Source organism: Pontibacter russatus, assembly GCF_009931655.1.
GTDB lineage: Bacteria > Bacteroidota > Bacteroidia > Cytophagales > Hymenobacteraceae > Pontibacter > Pontibacter russatus.
This window is the reverse complement of sequence record NZ_CP047984.1, coordinates 4,118,777-4,136,311: the sequence shown is the minus strand read 5'-3', so window position 1 is coordinate 4,136,311 and position 17,535 is coordinate 4,118,777. Positions and strand designations below refer to the sequence as shown.

Here is a 17,535-nt window from a genome sequence, read left to right as displayed (position 1 = left end):
ATGGGTTTAGGAACTATATACCTTTTCCTGGCTTAGATATTCCTCTTCTTCAGTTCCTGCACGGCGTGGTCTGCGGCGCGGGCGGTGAGGGCCATATAGGTCAGGGACGGGTTCTGCGTGGAGGTGGACGTCATGGAGGCGCCGTCTGTAACGAACACGTTGCTGCAGGCGTGCAGTTGGTTCCACTTGTTCAGCAGCGATGTCTTGGGGTCTTTGCCCATGCGCACGCCGCCCATTTCGTGTATATCCAGGCCGGGTGCCCGGTCCGTGTTGGTGGCCTGAATGTTTGTGAAGCCGGCATGCGTGAACATTTCGGTCATCTGCTCCAGGTAATCCTTCGTCATTTTCTCATCGTTCTCGTCATAAACAACAGAGATTTTGAGCTGCGGCATGCCGTAAGGATCTTTCAGAGACTTGTCGAGGGCCACGTAATTGGTTTCCTTCGGGATGGTTTCGCCCATCATGTGCGAGCCAACCGACCAGCCGCCCAGCGACGGGTTCAGCAGGCTCTGCTTCAGGTCTGCGCCCAGGCCATCCTGGTTGGTGACGCTTCTGCGGTTGGCACTGAAACCGGCCGCGTAGCCTCTCAGGAAGTCTGTCTCCTGCTTGTACACATTCCGGAAGCGGGGGATATAGGGGCTGTTCGGCCGGCGTCCGTCGGTGGTCGAGTCGAGGTGGCCGTCATACTCGGCCGAAATGCGGGCCTTGTAATTGTGGAAGGCCACGTACTTGCCCATCAGCCCGTTGTCGTTGCCAAAGCCGTTCGGGAAGCGGCTGGAGGTGGAGTTCAGCAGAATCAGGTTCGTGTTCAGCGCGGCGGCATTCACAAAAATGATGTTGGCATAAAACTCCATCTCCTCCTTGGTGTTGGCGTCGATCACGCGCACCCCGGTGGCTTTTCCTTTCTGCTCGTCATATATAATGGAATGCACCACCGAGTCGGGGCGCAGGGTCATGAGGCCCGTTCTGGCTGCCCACGGAATGGTGGAGGCGTTGCTGCTGAAGTAGCCGCCAAACGGACAGCCGCGCTCGCAGATAGTGCGGTGCTGGCACTTGGCCCTGCCCTGCTCCAGGTGTATGGGCTGCGGCGCGGTTATATGCGCGGCGCGGCCCATAATCACCTGGCGGTCTTTGTACTTGCTGGCCACCTGCTTCTGAAAAAAGCTCTCCACGCAGTTCATCTCGTGCGGCGGCAGAAACTCCCCGTCCGGCAGTTGGGGCACGCCGTCTCTGTTACCGGAGATGCCCGCGAATTTCTCCACGTAGCTGTACCAGGGCGCGATGTCGGCGTAGCGGATCGGCCAGTCCACGGCAAAGCCGTCGCGGGCAGGTCCCTCAAAGTCGAAATCGCTCCAGCGCTGCGTCTGCCGCGCCCAAAGCAATGATTTTCCGCCCACCTGGTAGCCCCGTATCCAGTCGAAAGGCTTCTCCTGCACATAGGGATGCTCGGCGTCCTTCACGAAGAAATGCTCTGTGCCCTCATAAAAAGCATAGCACTTGCTGACAATCGGGTTCTGTTTTTTCACCTCGACCGGCAGTTGCCCGCGGTGCTCAAACTCCCACGGGTTTTTGGAGGTGGTGGGATAATCCTTTATATGCTTTACGTCTTTGCCACGCTCCAGCACAAGGGTTTTGAGGCCGTGGCCGGTCAGTTCCTTCGCTGCCCAGCCACCGCTGATGCCAGACCCAATCACGATGGCATCGTAGGTCCTGTTTTTTGCTGCGTCTCCCGCTATGTTCGCCATTATTGTCTTAAGAAAGGGTTTTGGAATCGACAGGCACGCAGCCGTAGTAATGGCCGGGCACTGCTTCGTAATGGGTGAGGTTCATCATCACGTACTCCGAGTTCATATAGCCCCGCACGGTCAGCCCCTTCACCAGTTTGTAAAATTCCTGCTCACCTGTGTCGCCCGACTGCTCCATCGCCCGCAGCAGCGCGATGCGCTCTTCGGCGCTGCAGGCGTCAAAGGCTTTGTCGTGTGCTTTCTTCGCTTTCGCCTCTAAAGCATCCAGGCCGTTTACCAGGTTTTCCTGTGCCTCTTTTTCATAGCAGTCCGTCACCATTTTCTGGACGAAGAGGTGTACATTCAACTCTTTGGCGCCGGGCGTGTCAGTGGCCGGGATGATGGTATCGACCACCTGCGCCAGCAGCCCTTCCTGGTCTGGGGAGAGAAATGGCTGCATCTCCTGGGCCGCCGCTTTTTTGCTGCCCAGGTCGCAGCCCGGCAGCAGCACCAGGCCGGTGACGGCCAGCGCCATGTGTTTGATTACTACGCGTCTGTTCATGCGGGTAATGTGTATGCTATATATAAGGTGTGTCTTTTTTATGCGTAAAATATGCCAGCCTGAGCCGCTAACAGGAAAATGCTTCAACTTATGCAGCTTGTGACCAACTGCCAGAAAATCGTCGCTTAACAACCACTTGCGCGTCCAGGCATCGGTAGCAGCCTGTCTGGAACGGAATCAGCTACTGACGCCATATATGCTAAGAAACTTGCTCTGGTTTTGGTGGCAAACTGCCTGAAAGCTGTTTAAGATTACTTCATCCTGAAAAGTTCCTGGCGCATTGGGGGAACATATTAGTAATTTTTTACAAGGCGCGCAAATATCCGGAGTATATCCCGAAGCCGCTCAAACCGCCGCGCCGGGTGGCTAAAGTTGGTTTTACACAACCCTGCCCCTGTTTTATATATAAATTCTGTCCCGGAAACCTGTGCGGCAGGTGGAGGCGTTGCTACACATAGGGCTCCAGCAAGAGCACGCCTATCAGGCCCATGACTGAGACAAGCGTCTCCATGATAGACCAGGTGGCCAGGGTCTGCGGGATTGTCAGGTTGAAGTACTCTTTGAACATCCAGAAGCCGGGGTCGTTTACGTGCGAGAACATAAGGCTGCCCGCACCGATGGACAGCACCATCAGCTCGGGGCTCACGCCCGCACTGGTCACCAGCGGCAGCACGATGCCGGCTCCCGTGATGGCCGCCACCGTAGCCGAGCCGAGGCACACCCGCAGGAGCGCCGTGATGAGCCAGGCCAGCAGCAGGGGCGAGAAATCCGTGCCGCTGAGCAGGGCCGTCACCTCATTCCCGACGCCGCTGTCCACCAGCACCTGCTTCAGGGCGCCGCCGCCGCCGATGATCAGCAGAATCATGGCGATGCTGGCGATGGAGTCCGTGCAAATCTTCATGATGGCAGGCATGGCCTTTCCCCTGGCCAGCCCCAGCGTTACGATAGCCACCAGCACCGAGATCAGCAGCGCCATCACCGGATCGCCGATGAACTCGAACAGCTGCCGCACCGGCGACTCAGGAGGCAGCACGATGGACAGCACCGCCGAGGTGGCCATCAGCCCTATCGGCACAAGCGCCGTAAAAATGCTGATGCCGTAGCCCGGCATCTCGTCCTCCGCCAGCGGCTTCAGGATAAAGAGGTTCTGGGGCGGATCGACCTTGACCCTCGTCAGGAAGCGCGAGAAAATTGGTCCGGCTATGATGATGGTGGGCACCGCCAGCAACAGGCCATATAACAGCGTGAGGGTAATATCGGCCCCGAAGATGACCGCGATGGCTGTTGGCCCCGGGTGCGGCGGCAGAAAGCCATGCGTCACGGAAAGGGCGGCCGCCGCCGGAATGCCCACGTACAACAACGGCAGTTCGGCAGACACGGCCACGGCAAACACCAGCGGGATGATCACCACAAAACCGGCGTTGTAGAACATCGGCAGGCCCACGATAAAGCCTGTCAGCACCATGGCCCACTGTATATGGCGCTTGCCGAAGCGCTTTATCAGGCCATACGTGATGCGCTGCGCCGCGCCGCTCTCCGACAGCAGGTTGCCCAGCATCGCCCCAAAACCCAGTATCAGGACTATCGAGCCCAGCGTGTCTCCCATTCCCTTCTGCAGCGACGCCAGTGCTTCCCGCACGGCCATGCCTTCGGCCACGCCTACGCCCAGCGCCACCAGCACCAGCGCAATAAAGGCGTTCAGCCGCAAAACAATGGTCAGGACAAGCAGTGCGATAACGCCCAGTAAGACGATGAGGAGCGACATGGTGTAGCGGTTAGGTAGTGTTTAGAATCCGTGAAAGCGGCATGCCGCATCATAATATATAGAATTTATTTATATATGATACCTCCCCTGCCCCATTTTACTGTCCGGCATTCCGGAAGTCGTCTTTCAGGACGGGGTAAAGCGCTTCGAACTGTGCGTAGTTTTGCATATAGCGTGTGTGCAGCTGCGGGTCGGGCACAAAGGTCTGCTTCACCTGGATCATGTCTGCGGCATCTTCGAGGCTGGGGATATGGCCCAGGGCGTACATGCCCATAATGGCCGCGCCAAAGGCAGAGCCCTCCACGGTGTCGGTGAGGTGCACTTTCTTGTTGAACACATCGGCCAGCATCTGCACCCACAGGCTGGAGCGCGAAAAGCCGCCGTTGGCATATATCACCTCCACCGGCCCCACCGTTTGCTCCAGCGCCAGCCCTACGCTGTACATCCCGAAGATCACGCCCTCCATCATCGCCCGCAGGAAGTGCTCGCGGGTGTGGTTGTAATGCACGCCGAAGAAGCAGGCTCTCGCCAGGGGGTCCCATATAGGGGCCCGCTCGCCCAGCAGGTAGGGCAGGAACACCAGGCCATCAGACCCGGCCGGCACGGCAGCGGCCTTCTCGTTCAGCAGGTCGTAGGGATCTGTGTGCTTCAGCCGGGCGGCAGCGGCCTCCAGGGTATAAAAGTTATCGCGGCACCAGCGCAGCACCACGCCCCCGTTGTTCACGGCCCCGCCCAGCACAAAGTGCTGCTCCGTGAGGATATAGCTGAAAATGCGCTCCTTCTTGTCGGTGGCCGGTTTTTTCGCCATCACCCGGATGGCACCGCTGGTGCCAATTGTCACCACTGCACCGCCCGTCCTGACAGCGTTGGAGCCCAGGTTGGCCAGGCAGCCGTCGCTGGCGCCAATCACGAAAGGGAGCGAGGCCGGAATGCCCAGCAGAGTGGCGTAGGCGGGCAGCATGTTCCGGAACACGTAGGTGGGCGGCACGGGCTCCGACAGCCTTTCCGCCGTAATGCCTGCCACCTCCAGGGCCTCCTGATGCCACTCAAACGAAAAGATATTGAACAGCCCGGTGGCCGAGGCGATGGAGTAATCTACCTTATACTCTCCGAAAAGCATGAAGAAAACGTACTCTTTAATGCCGATGAACTTTGAGGCGCTGTGGAAGACATCCGGCTCGTGCTCCCGCAGCCAGCACAGCTTCGGCAGCGGCGACATGGGGTGCAGCGGCGTGCCGGTGTGCAGGTATATATCGAACCCGGCGGCGCTTTCCTTCAGGCCGGCAGTCTCCGCAATGCTGCGCGTATCGGCCCAGATGATGCAGTTGGTGAGCGCCTGCCCCTTCGCATCCACCGCAATCAGGCTGTGCATGGCACTGCTGAAGCAGACGCCCTCCGGGGCAAGGCCCGCATCGCGCATCCGGCGGACCACCGTCCGGAAGGCGTCCAGCACCGCCTGCAGCACCACCTCCGGGTCCTGCTCAGCATAGGATGGCTGCGTGCTGATAATGGGATACTCCACGGCAGCCTGGAAAAGCACATTCCCGGCGCTGTCGAAAGCCACCGCCTTGGTACTGGTCGTACCGATATCCATGCCGATTATAGCCTGCTGCTTCATGTGGGGGTTACGATTCTGGTTAAAACAAGGGGCGCGGGCGCAGCGGTTTATATATGCCCGGGCACACCTCCGCCTTCCGCTATTCCTAAAGTAGCCGGTTTATACGGTGTATCGCAAATATTAAAACATAAAACCTGCTGAAAATCCCCCTGAACAAGAAAGCCCATGCTTTGGGCAGGGGCTTTTCTTGTTTATATATGGCTACGGCAATTTACATCACCACGGAGGTGTCCTCCTCCACCTGCAGCTGGCTGGCGCGGTAGCGTGCGTCCCTTTTGCTGATGAGCAGGATAACCAGCCCGGCCAGCGCACAGGCCATCATCACGCTCAGCATGGGCAGGGCGGTGCTGTTATGGAAAATGCTGACGGCGGCAGACACCAGCCCCCCCATCGCCATCCGGAAACTCCCCATGAGGGCGGAGGCGCTGCCCGCATGTTTTGAGAAGGGAGCCAGTGAGAGCGCCGTGGCGTTCGGGTTGGTCAGGCCCTGCCCGGTCAGGAAAACGAACATCAGCAGGATAAGGCTGTACATGCCGAACCAGCCGTACCACGACCCCACCACCAGCAACAGGCCCACGGCCGTCTGGTAAAAGAGCGTGAAGTTGATGATCTGCTGGCTCGTGAACCGCCGCAGCAGGATATGGTTCAGCTGTGTGGTCCCGATCATGGCGAAGGCCAGGAATGCGAAAATCCACCCGTATGCCTGCTCGCTCACGTGGTATATGTTCATGAACACGTTCGCGGAGCCCGCTATATAGGCGAAGGGCGCTGCCGTGGCGACGCCGCCCACCAGCGCATACACCAGAAACTGCGGCTGCCGCAGCACGGCCAGGAAGTTCTGCAGCACCGGCTTCGGGCGGAGCGACATCGTGTGGTCCGGCTGCTTCCCCTCGGGCAGGGCAAAATGGATGGCCACCAGGATGAGGGCCGTGATACCAGCCAGGATGAGGAACACGGCATGCCAGCCGAAGGCCGCCGTCACGTAACCACCCACGGTCGGGGCTATCATCGGCGACACCGCAATCACCAGCGTGATGAGGGAGAACACCTGGGCCGTCTTGTTCACCGGGAACAGGTCGCGCACCAGCGCCTGCGCCGCCACCATGCCCGCGCACCCGCCGATGGCCTGCACAAAGCGCATCGCAATCAGCGACTCCGCCGACATCGTGAACGCACACGCCAGCGAGGCCAGCAGGTACACCACCAGCCCGGCATAGAGTGGCGTTTTCCGGCCATACCGGTCGAGCAGCGGGCCGTAGAGCAACTGCCCGACCGATATGCCGACCAGGTAGCTGGTAAGCGAAAGCTGCACCTGCTCAATGGAAGTATTCAAGTCTTCTGCGATTGCCGGGAAACCCGGCAGGTACATGTCGATGGAAAAAGGGCTGATAGTGGCCAGGGAGCCGAGTAGCAGTATGATAATAAAATGCTGTTTACGCGTCATTCAATCTCTGTCAAATTTGAAGTTGCAACATCTTTAAACAACTTCCCTACTATATAGTTTACAATCCGGGCGACTTATTTCTGGCCGCCGGAGGGATTCTCTTGCCATAGACCAGCCGCTACTAGATACGATATAGCAATGGAGCAGGCAGACACCTGCCTTGGGTGTATAGAAAACAAAATTAGAAAAGGGGACATGAACAGTAAGGCAGACATCCGGCACGAGGAAAAGTACCAGCAGTTTACGTTAACGCTTGGGGAGGACGAGGCTGAGCTGGCCTATGCCACCCCGGAGCCTGGCGTGCTGGATTTCACACACACTTATGTGCCGGAAGATGCGCGGGGGCGCGGTATTGCCAATCAGCTTATAAAAGAGGGGTTGCGCTACGCAGAGGCGCATGGCTTTAAGGTTACGGCCTCCTGCCCTGTCGTCGCAAAGTTTTTGAGGCAGCACACCGAGTACCAGCAGCTGTTGCGGTAATACCGGCTACAGTTTGGAACAGGAAGGAACCAAGGCAGTCGCACAAACCAGTGCCGCGCCAAAGCTACATCACTCAATGCGGAGTACCCGGATAAAAATAATTTGCACTATTCCTTGAAGCATCGTAGATCACAAGTTGCTGAAATAAAGCTATATATGGCGCCAATTAGTTTTGTGTCTCGCTACCTGATGCTTGTATCCTTTTACTTAGGCTCTTCTAACTCATCCGGCCCGGTGCAGCTCTCCTCACCGTTTGCGCTTGCTTTGGAAAATGCTGCGTATTTGTCTCGAAGACGTTCGACAGCCGTCTCCTCAATCACCTCATCATCCTTACACAGCAGTATCAGGTCCTCCAGCAGGCTCAGGTGCGATATGAACATCCTGTCGACGTACAGGCCGCCTGCATAAAAACGACAGTACATGCGGTGCTGGCTTACCGGAGTAATCGCAATAAAATCACAGGTGCACAACTTCTCCGAAAAATTAACTAACTCATCCATTACGCTACCCAATACTTCTGTGGCTAAATACATGGCCTTCTTTTCTACTGCAAATCCAGTTATTCATGATCAAATTGATGCAGGACAGGCACATGCATTTATTAAAACTTAAATCTCTGAACTTTTGTTACAAATACTTACTGATATACGTACAAATACCCAGGAACCTTGCCACATCATCCTGTAGTAAGTTTTATTACCATGCGTACTCACCAATCTGCCTAGCTAAGGCTATATAAATCGCTCTATATTTATATATGTAACTCAGCGCTAGCCTCAGTAGCTTCAAACGGGCGGCAGATACAGCATCTGTTCTTGATAAATTTATGATATTACTGTTTTTTCTCCGAAAGGTTACGAAGTATATCGGGTTACCCGGCCAGCATACTGCTTCCGGCGTATAGGCCGAAACCACTGCGACTGTAAGACACTGCCATCAGGCGTGTTTCTGTGCGGCCTCAGGACTTACTGATAACGATGTTGGTGAGCGCCATCAGCATCAGCGGGTGTTTCTTCCTCATTTTCTCCAGCATATACTCCATAATGAAGTAGTCGCTCACTTTGCTATCGATGCCATCGCAGAGCAGTGTGTACTTAAACCTGATGACGCCAATATAGCAGGTATCGTCATGATCTATCAGGTAGTTGCAGATGCTGTAATACAACTCCTGCGACTCCTGCTCGCCCAACTCGATGCTCAGTACATCTTCTACCGCCTTCTTCGCACAGTTTTTTAACATAACCCGACTCAGTTAGAGGAAAACAAACACTAAGAAGTACGGTTTTGGCTGCCATTGTTTGCATAATCTTTCAAAATGTTCCGTATCTACGGTCCGGCCGGGGCACGATGCGCAGGCCGGACCAACTTGCGCAAGCGTCGGCGCTGTGGATAAAGTGTGTACAAAAGCCGCATTCACAGCCGCTGTAGCCGGAACGCTGTTTCACAAGTTCCTATATATAAGCTATATATAAAACACTGACCAAAACCACGCGTGTGTAATCGTGTAAAATTTGTCCACATTCACAAAACGGACCATCCGCTTACCTATATTTGTGAATGTGCAAACCCTTTACAGACAGGATAGATGCAGCAGACAGAGACAAAAGCAGGCCTCCACAGAGGCGAAATGATAAAAGAGGCCATCAAGGCGAGCGGGGTGGCAGTGGGTGTGGTGGCCGAGAAGATGGGCATCAGCCGCAAAACGCTTTACAATAAGTTCAAAGAGGCGAGCATCCCGTACAGCTTTATTCTGAAGTTGGGCGAGGTGATTCACCACGATTTCTCTCAGGAATTCCCGCATCTGGGTAAAACTGTAAAGAAAGAGGCGCCCAAGCCGCAGGCCCCCGCCCCCAACAGCCTGCTGCTGCCGTTCGACGGGGAGCCGCAGGAGCCCTACAGGCCCGGCAACATGCGGGAGTGTGAGCAGGAACTTGTGAAACTGCAGCGCAAATACATCGCGCTGCTCGAGAACTTCAACGAGCTGCTCATGAAAACATCGCAGGGGAAGTAAGCCCGGGCACTGGCTTCGGGCGGTATCAGAACATGGCCCTCCGCTGCGTCAGGGGGAAGAAAAGAAACACTCCCGCGGCAGCTGACTTTCACGTGGGCGCAGGTTCGGAGCCAAGGCGCAGGTAACTTATTTATAAACCTATACGCTGCACCACTTCTGCACAGCGTATAGGAGTACAGCCATATATGATACTTCTGCCCTTAGGTCGCCCCCATGTGCAGGCAGCCGGTAACATATATGGCCGGACACTACACAGATGTGTTGCCCGTTGCCAATCAATCCGTAATCTCGATGTGCAGCCGGTCCTCCACCTGCTTCCGCATAATTTCCGGGTTTCCGGTCATGAAGGTGGCCACGGCCTCTTTGCCATCAAAAAGCGTCAGCAAGTCGCCGGACAGTTTGTAGTTGTCTACGCGGCGCAGCGCCTCCATCATTTTGCTTTCTGCCTCCATGTCGGGGCAGGCCATGCGGGTGCTGCTGAGTTTGGAGAACTGCAGCCGCTCCCCATCCAGGGTGTAACTACCGGATATTTTGTTGCAGCCCGTGAAGCCGTTCACGTCATTCTCGTTTTCCTCGAGCCGGATATAGGCGGTCTGCGTGTTGTTCAGCACCTCCACATCCTGCCCCCCTACCGACATCAGCACCCAATAGGCATCTTGGACAACGTCTTTTTCGAGCGGGAGGTCGTGGGGCTGAATCGTGCATGACGAGCCGCCGGCCAGGAGCAGCAGCAGGATAGCAGGCAATAAGGTATTCAGTTTACTCATAGGTGTTTTGTTAGGGTATATACGATTTCTGCCTTGGATATACGCAAAAACTGATGCCTGCCGATGCACGGGAGCGGGTGCCCGGGTGCAGCGCAGCAAAAAGCCCACCGTTTCGGTGGGCTTTTCTTATACAAGATACATTGCTTTACCCGCGGTATTCCCTTGCCCCGTAATCGCTGATAGAGGAGCGGCTGGAGTAGTCGGGGCCGGAACGGCCGCTGCGGCGCTGTCGGCTGCTGCTGCGATCTCCGTCGCTGTCAGAGGGATTGTCGCTGTTATAGGCACGGTTTGAGGCGTAAAGCCCGGTGGCATAGGTATCACCGCGGTCGCTGCCGGAAGACTGGATGCGGCCGCTGTAGCGGAAGTCGTCGCTGTCGTTGTAGCGGTCCTGCCACTGGCTGAGGTTGCGCTGCGGGTTGCGGCTGCTGCCACGGTAGTCGTTGTCTGACCTGTCGTGGTCAAAGTCAGAGCGGTCATAGTAGCTGTCCTCGGTTGCGGCGTTATAGCCCCGGTTCGTGTGCTGGTTGTAAGTGCGGCCCTCGTCGCGGCCGAAGTCGCTGTAGCGCCTGCCCTGGCCCTGGTCGCCGTACTGGTAGCTGTTATCCTGGCGGTCGTAACGCTCCCGGTCGTCGGTGCGGTTGCTGCCGTAGTGGCTGTACCTGTCGTTGTTGTCGCGCCAGCCGGTGCCCCTGGTCCGCTCGTAGCCCCCGTTCCGGTCGTTGCCCATATAGGGGTTGGGGTCGCCGTAATGGTAGTGGTTCTGGTTATGCCGATCGCCGCCCCCCCTGTAGCTGCTGGCGTCGTATCCGCCTACCGGCCCTGACCCGTAGTTGGTGCTGCCGGTGCTGCGCATGTTGCGGTATTCTGCGTCCGTGTCGCGCATGCCGTAGTAGTTGCCGCGGCTGGTGTAGCGGTCTCTGTAGTTCTCAAACTTCTCGTTGTCCTGGCGTCGCTGCCGGTCGCTGTTGTGGCGGTTATGATATTCGTTGTCTCTTTCCATAGTTGTGTGAGTTTTATTTAGTATTTCCTACCCCTATAAACGAACCTGAGCGGCCAACGTTTTTCTAATCAGGTTCTGCCCCTTCCTGCCACAGCGATTTACCTATCCGGCCGGTGCAGCTATATGGCATTTACATAGCATGGCTTCACTAAACCGATTTGCCGAAAGCCCTTCTCTAAAATGCTGCCGTCATATACCCGGAATTTCCGCCACCCGATTCTTTCTCTGCGTATACCATATACCAAGCCTCTCCGGCGCAAGTCCCTCAGCGCATGAAGACCTCCCCTGCTTTGTGCCTGGCAGCCTATATAAAGCATGCAGATGCTTTATAGGAAATATCTATAACCAACTAATGACTTTATAGAGTATATTGTAGATCAAGCGGGCCATCAATCTAACTATATATAGCATGAACATGAAAGAAAACAGCGAAAACGGCAACCAAAGCAAAAGCGGAGGCGCCATGCACTCCGGCAACGGCCAGAGCGGGCAGGGCAACATCCTGACCACCCGGCAAGGCCATCCGGTGAGGGACAATCAGAACACCCGTACCGTTGGCAACAGAGGCCCTGCCACCATGGAGAACTACCATTTCATTGAGAAGATATCGCACTTCGACCGCGAGCGCGTGCCGGAGCGCGTGGTGCATGCCCGTGGCGCCGGCGCCCACGGCGTGTTCGAAGCCTATGGTAAGGTGGGCGACCAGCCGATTGCCAAATACACCCGCGCCAAACTGTTTCAGGAAAAAGGAAAGCAGACGCCGGTGTTTGTGCGCTTTTCCACGGTAGGCCATCCGGCTGGCTCGCCCGAAACGCTACGCGACCCGCGCGGATTCGCGGTGAAGTTCTATACCGAAGACGGCAACTGGGATTTGGTGGGCAACAACCTGAAGATATTCTTCATCCGGGATGCCATGAAGTTCCCGGACCTGATTCACTCCCAGAAACCAGACCCCATCACCAACATCCAGAGCGGGCACCGCATCTTCGACTTTTTCTCCGGCACCCCGGAAGCCACCCATATGGTCACCTTCCTGTACTCGCCGTGGGGCATACCGGCCAACTACCGCCAGATGCAGGGCTCCGGCGTGAACACCTACAAGTGGGTGAATGCTGACGGGGAGGCCGTGCTGGTGAAATACCACTGGGAGCCGCTGAAGCAGGGCATCCGTAACCTGACGCAGAAAGAGGCGGAAGAAATCCAGGGAAAGAATTTTAACCACGCCACCCAGGACCTGTACGAGGCCATCGAGAACGGCGACTACCCCGAGTGGGAACTGAACGTGCAGATCATGAGCGACGACGAGCATCCGGAACTGGACTTCGACCCGCTGGATGACACCAAAATCTGGCCAAAGGAGCAGTTCCCGTGGCACCCTGTCGGCAAGATGACGCTGAACAGAAACCCAGAGGACTACTTCAACGAGGTGGAGCTCTCGGCCTTCGGAACCGGCGTGCTGGTGGACGGGCTTGATTTCTCGGACGATAAAATGCTGCAGGGCCGCACCTTCTCCTATTCCGACACCCAGCGCTACCGCGTAGGGGCAAACTACCTGCAGTTGCCGATTAACGCCCCGAAGAAACAGGTGGCCACCAACCAGCGCGGCGGCCAGATGGCCTTTAAAACCGACTTCGCCCCGGGCCAGAACAAGCACGTAAACTACGAGCCGTCTATTTTGGGCGGGTTGCAGGAGGCGCCAAAGACAGGCAAAGAATACACCCCGCGCTACGAAGCCAACCTGGTGCGCCAGCCAATTGACCGGCCAAACCCGTTCAAACAGGCGGGTGAGACCTACCGCAACTTTGAGGACTGGGAGCGAGACGAGCTGATCATGAACCTGTCGAACACTTTGGCTGGCTGCGACGAGCGCATCCAAAAGAAGATGCTGGAATACTTTACCCAGGCCGATGAAGACTACGGACGGCGTGTGTCTGAGGGAATCAGGAATGCGGCTGAGATGATGAAGAAGATGAAAACGGTGGGCACGGACGGGCCGCAGGCGAACACTTCTTCCAAGGAGGGCCTGGAGCAGTCCCGGACCGACTCTCATTCTGCGAAGCCATATTAAGAAAAGGCACACGACACATACCAGAACACAAGCCTTTTTGTGTCGTGTCTAATCAACCTAAACCTGCATGGGAGAAGCGCCACTTCTCCCATGCAGGTTTAGGTTGATTTTATCCGGATACAGGTATTGAAGCTGTAAAAAGGGAGGTCGCCTGCTGTGTGGCCTCCCTTTTTATATAGCGGCAGTTTTGGGAAATCAGGGTTATATGGGGCCGGCTGGTCGGTAAAATCCGGGCGTTCATCTATTTCATTAGGCGAAGACCGGATGCTTTCATAGTTTTAGCGATTGCTGCTGCCTTTTCCAAGCTACTGAAAACTACCATCTGTCTCTCTGGAGGCCTTTCAGGGGGCCCCTGCTCCTCTAAGCCCTAGTACTTCCTGCGTGCAGGAAGTACTTTTCCTGTCAGCCTGCCTTAAAACTCCTGCACCACCAATCGGGTATACGGGCCATATGCTCCTGAAACTCCTCGATTCTCTGCGCGGCACCCTGCTGCTGCTGTGTCTGTTGTGCGCTGCCTTGCCCTCCGCCGCGCAGCATGACGCCGCAACTGACAGTACCCGCACCCGCATTGCCTTCGGCTCCTGCAACAACCAACTGCAACAGCAGCCGCTCTGGCAAAGCATTGTAGCCACCAAACCGGACCTGTGGGTGTGGCTGGGGGACAATATCTACGCCGACACCAGAGATATGGCTGTGATGGCCCGGCACTACCGCCTGCAGCAACAGCACCCCGGCTACCGCCAGTTGCTCCAAACCACGCCCATCACCGGCATATGGGACGACCACGACTATGCCTATGACGGCGCAGGCAAGGAGTTTGAGAAGAAGGCGCAGAGCCAGCAGCTCTTCCTCGACTTCATTGGTGTGCCTGAAAATGCCCCCGTGCGGGAGCAGGAAGGCATATACCGCAGCTACACCGTGGGCGAGGGCAACCGCAAAATAAAAATTCTGCTGCTGGACGTACGCTACCACCGCGACAGGCTGAACTCCATCTTCGGTTTCTATATGCCAAACGAAACCGGCGACGTGCTGGGCGAGGAGCAGTGGCGGTGGCTGGAGCGGGAACTTACCGACAGCGACGCCAGCGTACACCTCATCGCCAGCGGCATCCAGGTGCTGCCCACGGGCCATGCTTACACCAACTGGTCAGCCTTTCCGCAGGCGCGCGAGCGGCTGTTCCGCCTCCTGGAGCAAACCCAACCCGCCATCCCCATCCTCCTCTCCGGCGACCGGCACGTGGGCGAGTTGGGCAAAATCAAACTAAAGGGATATGACGCCCCGCTCTACGAGATTACCGCCAGCGGCATGACGCACCACCGCAGGGCCCGGAAGGGCGGCAACATATACCGGGTCGGGGAGCAGGTGGGCGCGCTGAACTTCGGCCTCCTCGACATCTACTGGGAAAGCGCCTACACCGCTATCATTCTCCAAATCCGGGGCGAGGGCAACCGGGTGCTGCTCGAAGAGAAGCTAATCCATTGAGTTGCATGCCTGGTTCGCCGCGCCCTGCCTTCATCCGCCTCCTTTCTATTTGAGGGTAAGCTATATAGCTAGCCTTTGAGATACAAGCATCCGCTGAAACCTGACCAGCCACTCTGGGGACGAATGAGAGGCAGATTTGATATCAGGAGTCATTCCGTCCTATATCACACAGCCTGGTATATTGAACCAGGGAAAGCAGATGGCGCGCGGAGAAGCAGAGCGGCACACGGGCACAGCAGCAGGCTTGCCGTAAAGGAACCCGGAGACACGGCCTTACTGTGGTTGCAGGAACTCACACCGCCCGATAATTGTATCATTATTTATATATGAACACTTCTCCATATATAACAGGTGAACAAACCAAACCAGAGCATGAGCAACTTAAAAGTAAGGGTGGAGCAGAAGAAACTGGAACAGGCCGCCTACGTACTCAGGTGCATGGCGCACCCCATGCGCCTCGGCATCATCGATCTGCTGGAGCAGCGCGACCGGCTGACCGTGAGCCAGCTGCAGGAAGTGCTGCAGATAGAACAGTCTCTGCTGTCGCACCACCTCACCAACATGCGCGACAAAGGCATCCTGGGCACGCACCGCGAAGGGAAAAACATCTATTACTTTCTGGCCGACACCAACATCACCAGCATCATCGCGTGCATCCACAACTTCAAACCTCACTGAAGCTCACCGCCGCGCCCTGTATAAATTTTATATGGAGGATGCGGAAGACCGGACAGCGCAAATGCTTACATTTACACATTTCATTGCCTCAACATAAAATCGGTTTATAGATATGAGAGCCATCCTCCTTTCTGTTTCATTTCTCGCCTTCCTGAGCTGCGCCGGGCCGCAGCAGAGCACGCCGGCACAGGTGCAGAACCTGACGCCACAGCAGTTTAAAGGCGAGCGCCTGGGCCGCAAGACGATTCTGGTAGACGTGCGCACGCCGGAGGAGTTTGCCGAAGGCCACCTTGACGGCGCCGTCAACTCCGACTACCGCGGCGGAGCGTTTGCCCGGGAAATAGAAAACTGGGACAAGGACAAGGTGTACTACCTCTATTGCGCCAGCGGCAACCGGAGCGGAAAAGCGGCGGAGCTGCTGAAGGAGGCGGGCTTCCGGCACATCTACAACGTGGGCGGTTTCCAGGATTTGAAAGAAGCCGGGTTTCCGACCGAGCAGGGCAGCGCAGAGTAAACCCAAAGCGCTGCCACACCGCTGATTGTGCATAACCTGTTGATAAAACCTTCCCCATCGGCTTGTAGCTTGGCCATATCTTCCTGTATCTTAGAAGCAGGATTGGAAGAAAGGACTGGGATATAATGCGCGTACTACACACTTCGGACTGGCACCTTGGCCAGCGCCTCGTCAACCTCGAACGGACGGAAGAGCACCAGCGCTTCCTGGACTGGCTGCTGCAAACCATTGCCCAGGAGCAGGTAGAGGCGCTCATCATGGCTGGCGACGTGTTCGACAACGGCGCCCCCTCCAACACCGCCCTCAAGCTCTACTACGATTTCCTGCGCAGGGTCTGCGCCACCTGCTGCCGCCATGTCATCATCACGGGCGGCAACCACGATTCCGTCGCCACCCTCAACGCCCCACGCGAACTGCTGGAGTGCTTCAATATTTATGTGATTGGGGGAGCCACAGAGGACCCGCTGGATGAGCTGCTTGAGCTCAAAAATGAGCAGGGGGATATAGAGCTGGTGGTGTGCGCCGTGCCCTTCCTCCGCGACCGCGACGTACGGCTTTCGGTGGCGGGCGAGCGTTATGAGGAACGGGAGCAGCGCATCAAACAAGGCATTGCCGCGCATTATGCGGCCTTTGTGCCGCACCTGCAGCAGTACAAAGAGCAGCATATACCCATCGTCGCCACCGGCCACCTGTTTGCCGCCGGGTCCACCGCCTCCGACAGCGAAAAGGAAATACACGTCGGCAACCTGGGGCAGATCGGCGCGGAGCAGTTCCCAAGGGAGTTTGACTACGTGGCGCTCGGCCACCTGCACCGCCCGCAAAAGGTGAACAACCAGCATCATATCCGCTATTCCGGCTCTCCCATTCCACTTAGTTTCAGCGAAGTGACAGACAAAAAAGTAAACTATATACTTGACTTTGAAGGCGGTAAGCTGGCTGAGCTGCGCGAGCTGGAGATACCCTGCTGCCGCAAGCTGCTGCGCTTTAAAGGGCCGCTGGAGAAAGTGAAGCAACAGCTGGCTATATATGATAACAGCGGCTACACGCTAACAGCCTGGGCCGAACTGCAGGTGGAGCTGGAATCGCCCCTCCCCGACCTGAACCAGCAACTCGAGGAAGTGCTTCGGCTGAAACTGGAGCTGCAGTTGCTCATCCACCGTCCGCCCATCATCAGCACAGCGCGGCAAACGCTGGAGCAGCAGGTGCGGGAAGAAGCCGATCTGCACTCCCTGGGCGAAAAGGACGTGTTCCGGAAACGCTGCGAAAGCGCCTTCCCCGACAGCGACCACACCGAACTGCTCACTACTTTCTCAGAACTGCTGGAGTTGATGGGGCAGGAGGAGGAAGATTGAGACCTCGCGGTGTCCGAAGGTCCCGCGAGCGTCTGGGCTACGAAGCAACTGCTATATATAAATCAGACGC

General features: G+C 56.6%; 16 protein-coding genes. 7 read left to right on the top strand and 9 right to left on the bottom strand.

The annotated features are described in order from the left end of the window. Positions 1–32: 32 nt before the first annotated feature. From GSQ62_RS17155 to GSQ62_RS17135, 5 genes are all read right to left on the bottom strand, one after another. Positions 33–1,745 carry a GMC oxidoreductase gene (locus GSQ62_RS17155; protein WP_161890650.1) on the bottom strand — a complete coding sequence of 571 codons (1,713 nt, stop codon included), beginning with the start codon at positions 1,743–1,745 and terminating at the stop codon, positions 33–35. A gap of 7 nt (positions 1,746–1,752) precedes the next feature. Then, entirely contained in the window at positions 1,753–2,286 is a 534-nt protein-coding gene (locus GSQ62_RS17150) for a gluconate 2-dehydrogenase subunit 3 family protein (protein ID WP_237586743.1), read from the bottom strand. Between the two features lie 448 nt (positions 2,287–2,734). Further along, the gene (locus GSQ62_RS17145) at positions 2,735–4,051 is read right to left on the bottom strand and encodes a gluconate:H+ symporter (RefSeq protein WP_161890649.1); all 1,317 of its coding nucleotides are present in this window, start codon (positions 4,049–4,051) and stop codon (positions 2,735–2,737) included. A gap of 97 nt (positions 4,052–4,148) precedes the next feature. Further along, on the bottom strand, positions 4,149–5,669 hold the full coding sequence (locus tag GSQ62_RS17140) for a gluconokinase (protein ID WP_161890648.1): 1,521 nt from the start codon (positions 5,667–5,669) through the stop codon (positions 4,149–4,151). A gap of 211 nt (positions 5,670–5,880) precedes the next feature. Beyond that, the gene (locus tag GSQ62_RS17135; RefSeq protein WP_161890647.1) at positions 5,881–7,113 is read right to left on the bottom strand and encodes a Bcr/CflA family multidrug efflux MFS transporter; all 1,233 of its coding nucleotides are present in this window, start codon (positions 7,111–7,113) and stop codon (positions 5,881–5,883) included. 195 nt (positions 7,114–7,308) lie between these two features. Here GSQ62_RS17135 and GSQ62_RS17130 point away from each other — a divergent pair, with 195 nt between their 5' ends. Continuing rightward, positions 7,309–7,593 carry a GNAT family N-acetyltransferase gene (locus GSQ62_RS17130; RefSeq protein ID WP_161890646.1) on the top strand — a complete coding sequence of 95 codons (285 nt, stop codon included), beginning with the start codon at positions 7,309–7,311 and terminating at the stop codon, positions 7,591–7,593. 203 nt (positions 7,594–7,796) lie between these two features. Here GSQ62_RS17130 and GSQ62_RS17125 read toward each other — a convergent pair whose 3' ends face one another. After that, the gene (locus GSQ62_RS17125; RefSeq protein WP_161890645.1) at positions 7,797–8,015 is read right to left on the bottom strand and encodes a hypothetical protein; all 219 of its coding nucleotides are present in this window, start codon (positions 8,013–8,015) and stop codon (positions 7,797–7,799) included. Positions 8,016–8,551: 536 nt separating this feature from the next. Then, positions 8,552–8,833 (bottom strand): hypothetical protein, encoded by a 282-nt coding sequence (locus tag GSQ62_RS17120; protein ID WP_161890644.1) that lies wholly within the window; start codon positions 8,831–8,833, stop codon positions 8,552–8,554. A 345-nt stretch (positions 8,834–9,178) separates the two neighbouring features. Between GSQ62_RS17120 and GSQ62_RS17115 the strand changes: the two genes are divergently transcribed. Then, the gene (locus GSQ62_RS17115) at positions 9,179–9,604 is read left to right on the top strand and encodes a helix-turn-helix domain-containing protein (protein WP_161890643.1); all 426 of its coding nucleotides are present in this window, start codon (positions 9,179–9,181) and stop codon (positions 9,602–9,604) included. 275 nt (positions 9,605–9,879) lie between these two features. Here GSQ62_RS17115 and GSQ62_RS17110 read toward each other — a convergent pair whose 3' ends face one another. Both GSQ62_RS17110 and GSQ62_RS17105 read right to left on the bottom strand, forming a co-directional pair. Then, positions 9,880–10,371: an META domain-containing protein gene (locus GSQ62_RS17110; RefSeq protein ID WP_161890642.1), complete on the bottom strand. Its 492-nt coding sequence runs from the start codon at positions 10,369–10,371 to the stop codon at positions 9,880–9,882. Between the two features lie 145 nt (positions 10,372–10,516). Beyond that, positions 10,517–11,371: a hypothetical protein gene (locus tag GSQ62_RS17105; protein WP_237586741.1), complete on the bottom strand. Its 855-nt coding sequence runs from the start codon at positions 11,369–11,371 to the stop codon at positions 10,517–10,519. Between the two features lie 463 nt (positions 11,372–11,834). Here GSQ62_RS17105 and GSQ62_RS17100 point away from each other — a divergent pair, with 463 nt between their 5' ends. The 5 genes from GSQ62_RS17100 to GSQ62_RS17080 all read left to right on the top strand — a co-directional run bounded on the left by GSQ62_RS17100 (position 11,835) and on the right by GSQ62_RS17080 (position 17,465). Beyond that, positions 11,835–13,439: a catalase gene (locus tag GSQ62_RS17100; protein WP_237587153.1), complete on the top strand. Its 1,605-nt coding sequence runs from the start codon at positions 11,835–11,837 to the stop codon at positions 13,437–13,439. A gap of 450 nt (positions 13,440–13,889) precedes the next feature. After that, a complete protein-coding gene (locus tag GSQ62_RS17095) occupies positions 13,890–14,921 on the top strand; it encodes an alkaline phosphatase D family protein (protein ID WP_161890641.1) in 1,032 nt (343 codons plus the stop codon). A 372-nt stretch (positions 14,922–15,293) separates the two neighbouring features. Beyond that, on the top strand, positions 15,294–15,599 hold the full coding sequence (locus GSQ62_RS17090; RefSeq protein WP_161890640.1) for an ArsR/SmtB family transcription factor: 306 nt from the start codon (positions 15,294–15,296) through the stop codon (positions 15,597–15,599). A gap of 112 nt (positions 15,600–15,711) precedes the next feature. Further along, on the top strand, positions 15,712–16,113 hold the full coding sequence (locus tag GSQ62_RS17085; protein WP_161890639.1) for a rhodanese-like domain-containing protein: 402 nt from the start codon (positions 15,712–15,714) through the stop codon (positions 16,111–16,113). A gap of 125 nt (positions 16,114–16,238) precedes the next feature. Then, positions 16,239–17,465 carry an exonuclease SbcCD subunit D C-terminal domain-containing protein gene (locus tag GSQ62_RS17080; protein ID WP_161890638.1) on the top strand — a complete coding sequence of 409 codons (1,227 nt, stop codon included), beginning with the start codon at positions 16,239–16,241 and terminating at the stop codon, positions 17,463–17,465. Positions 17,466–17,535 lie beyond the last annotated feature (70 nt).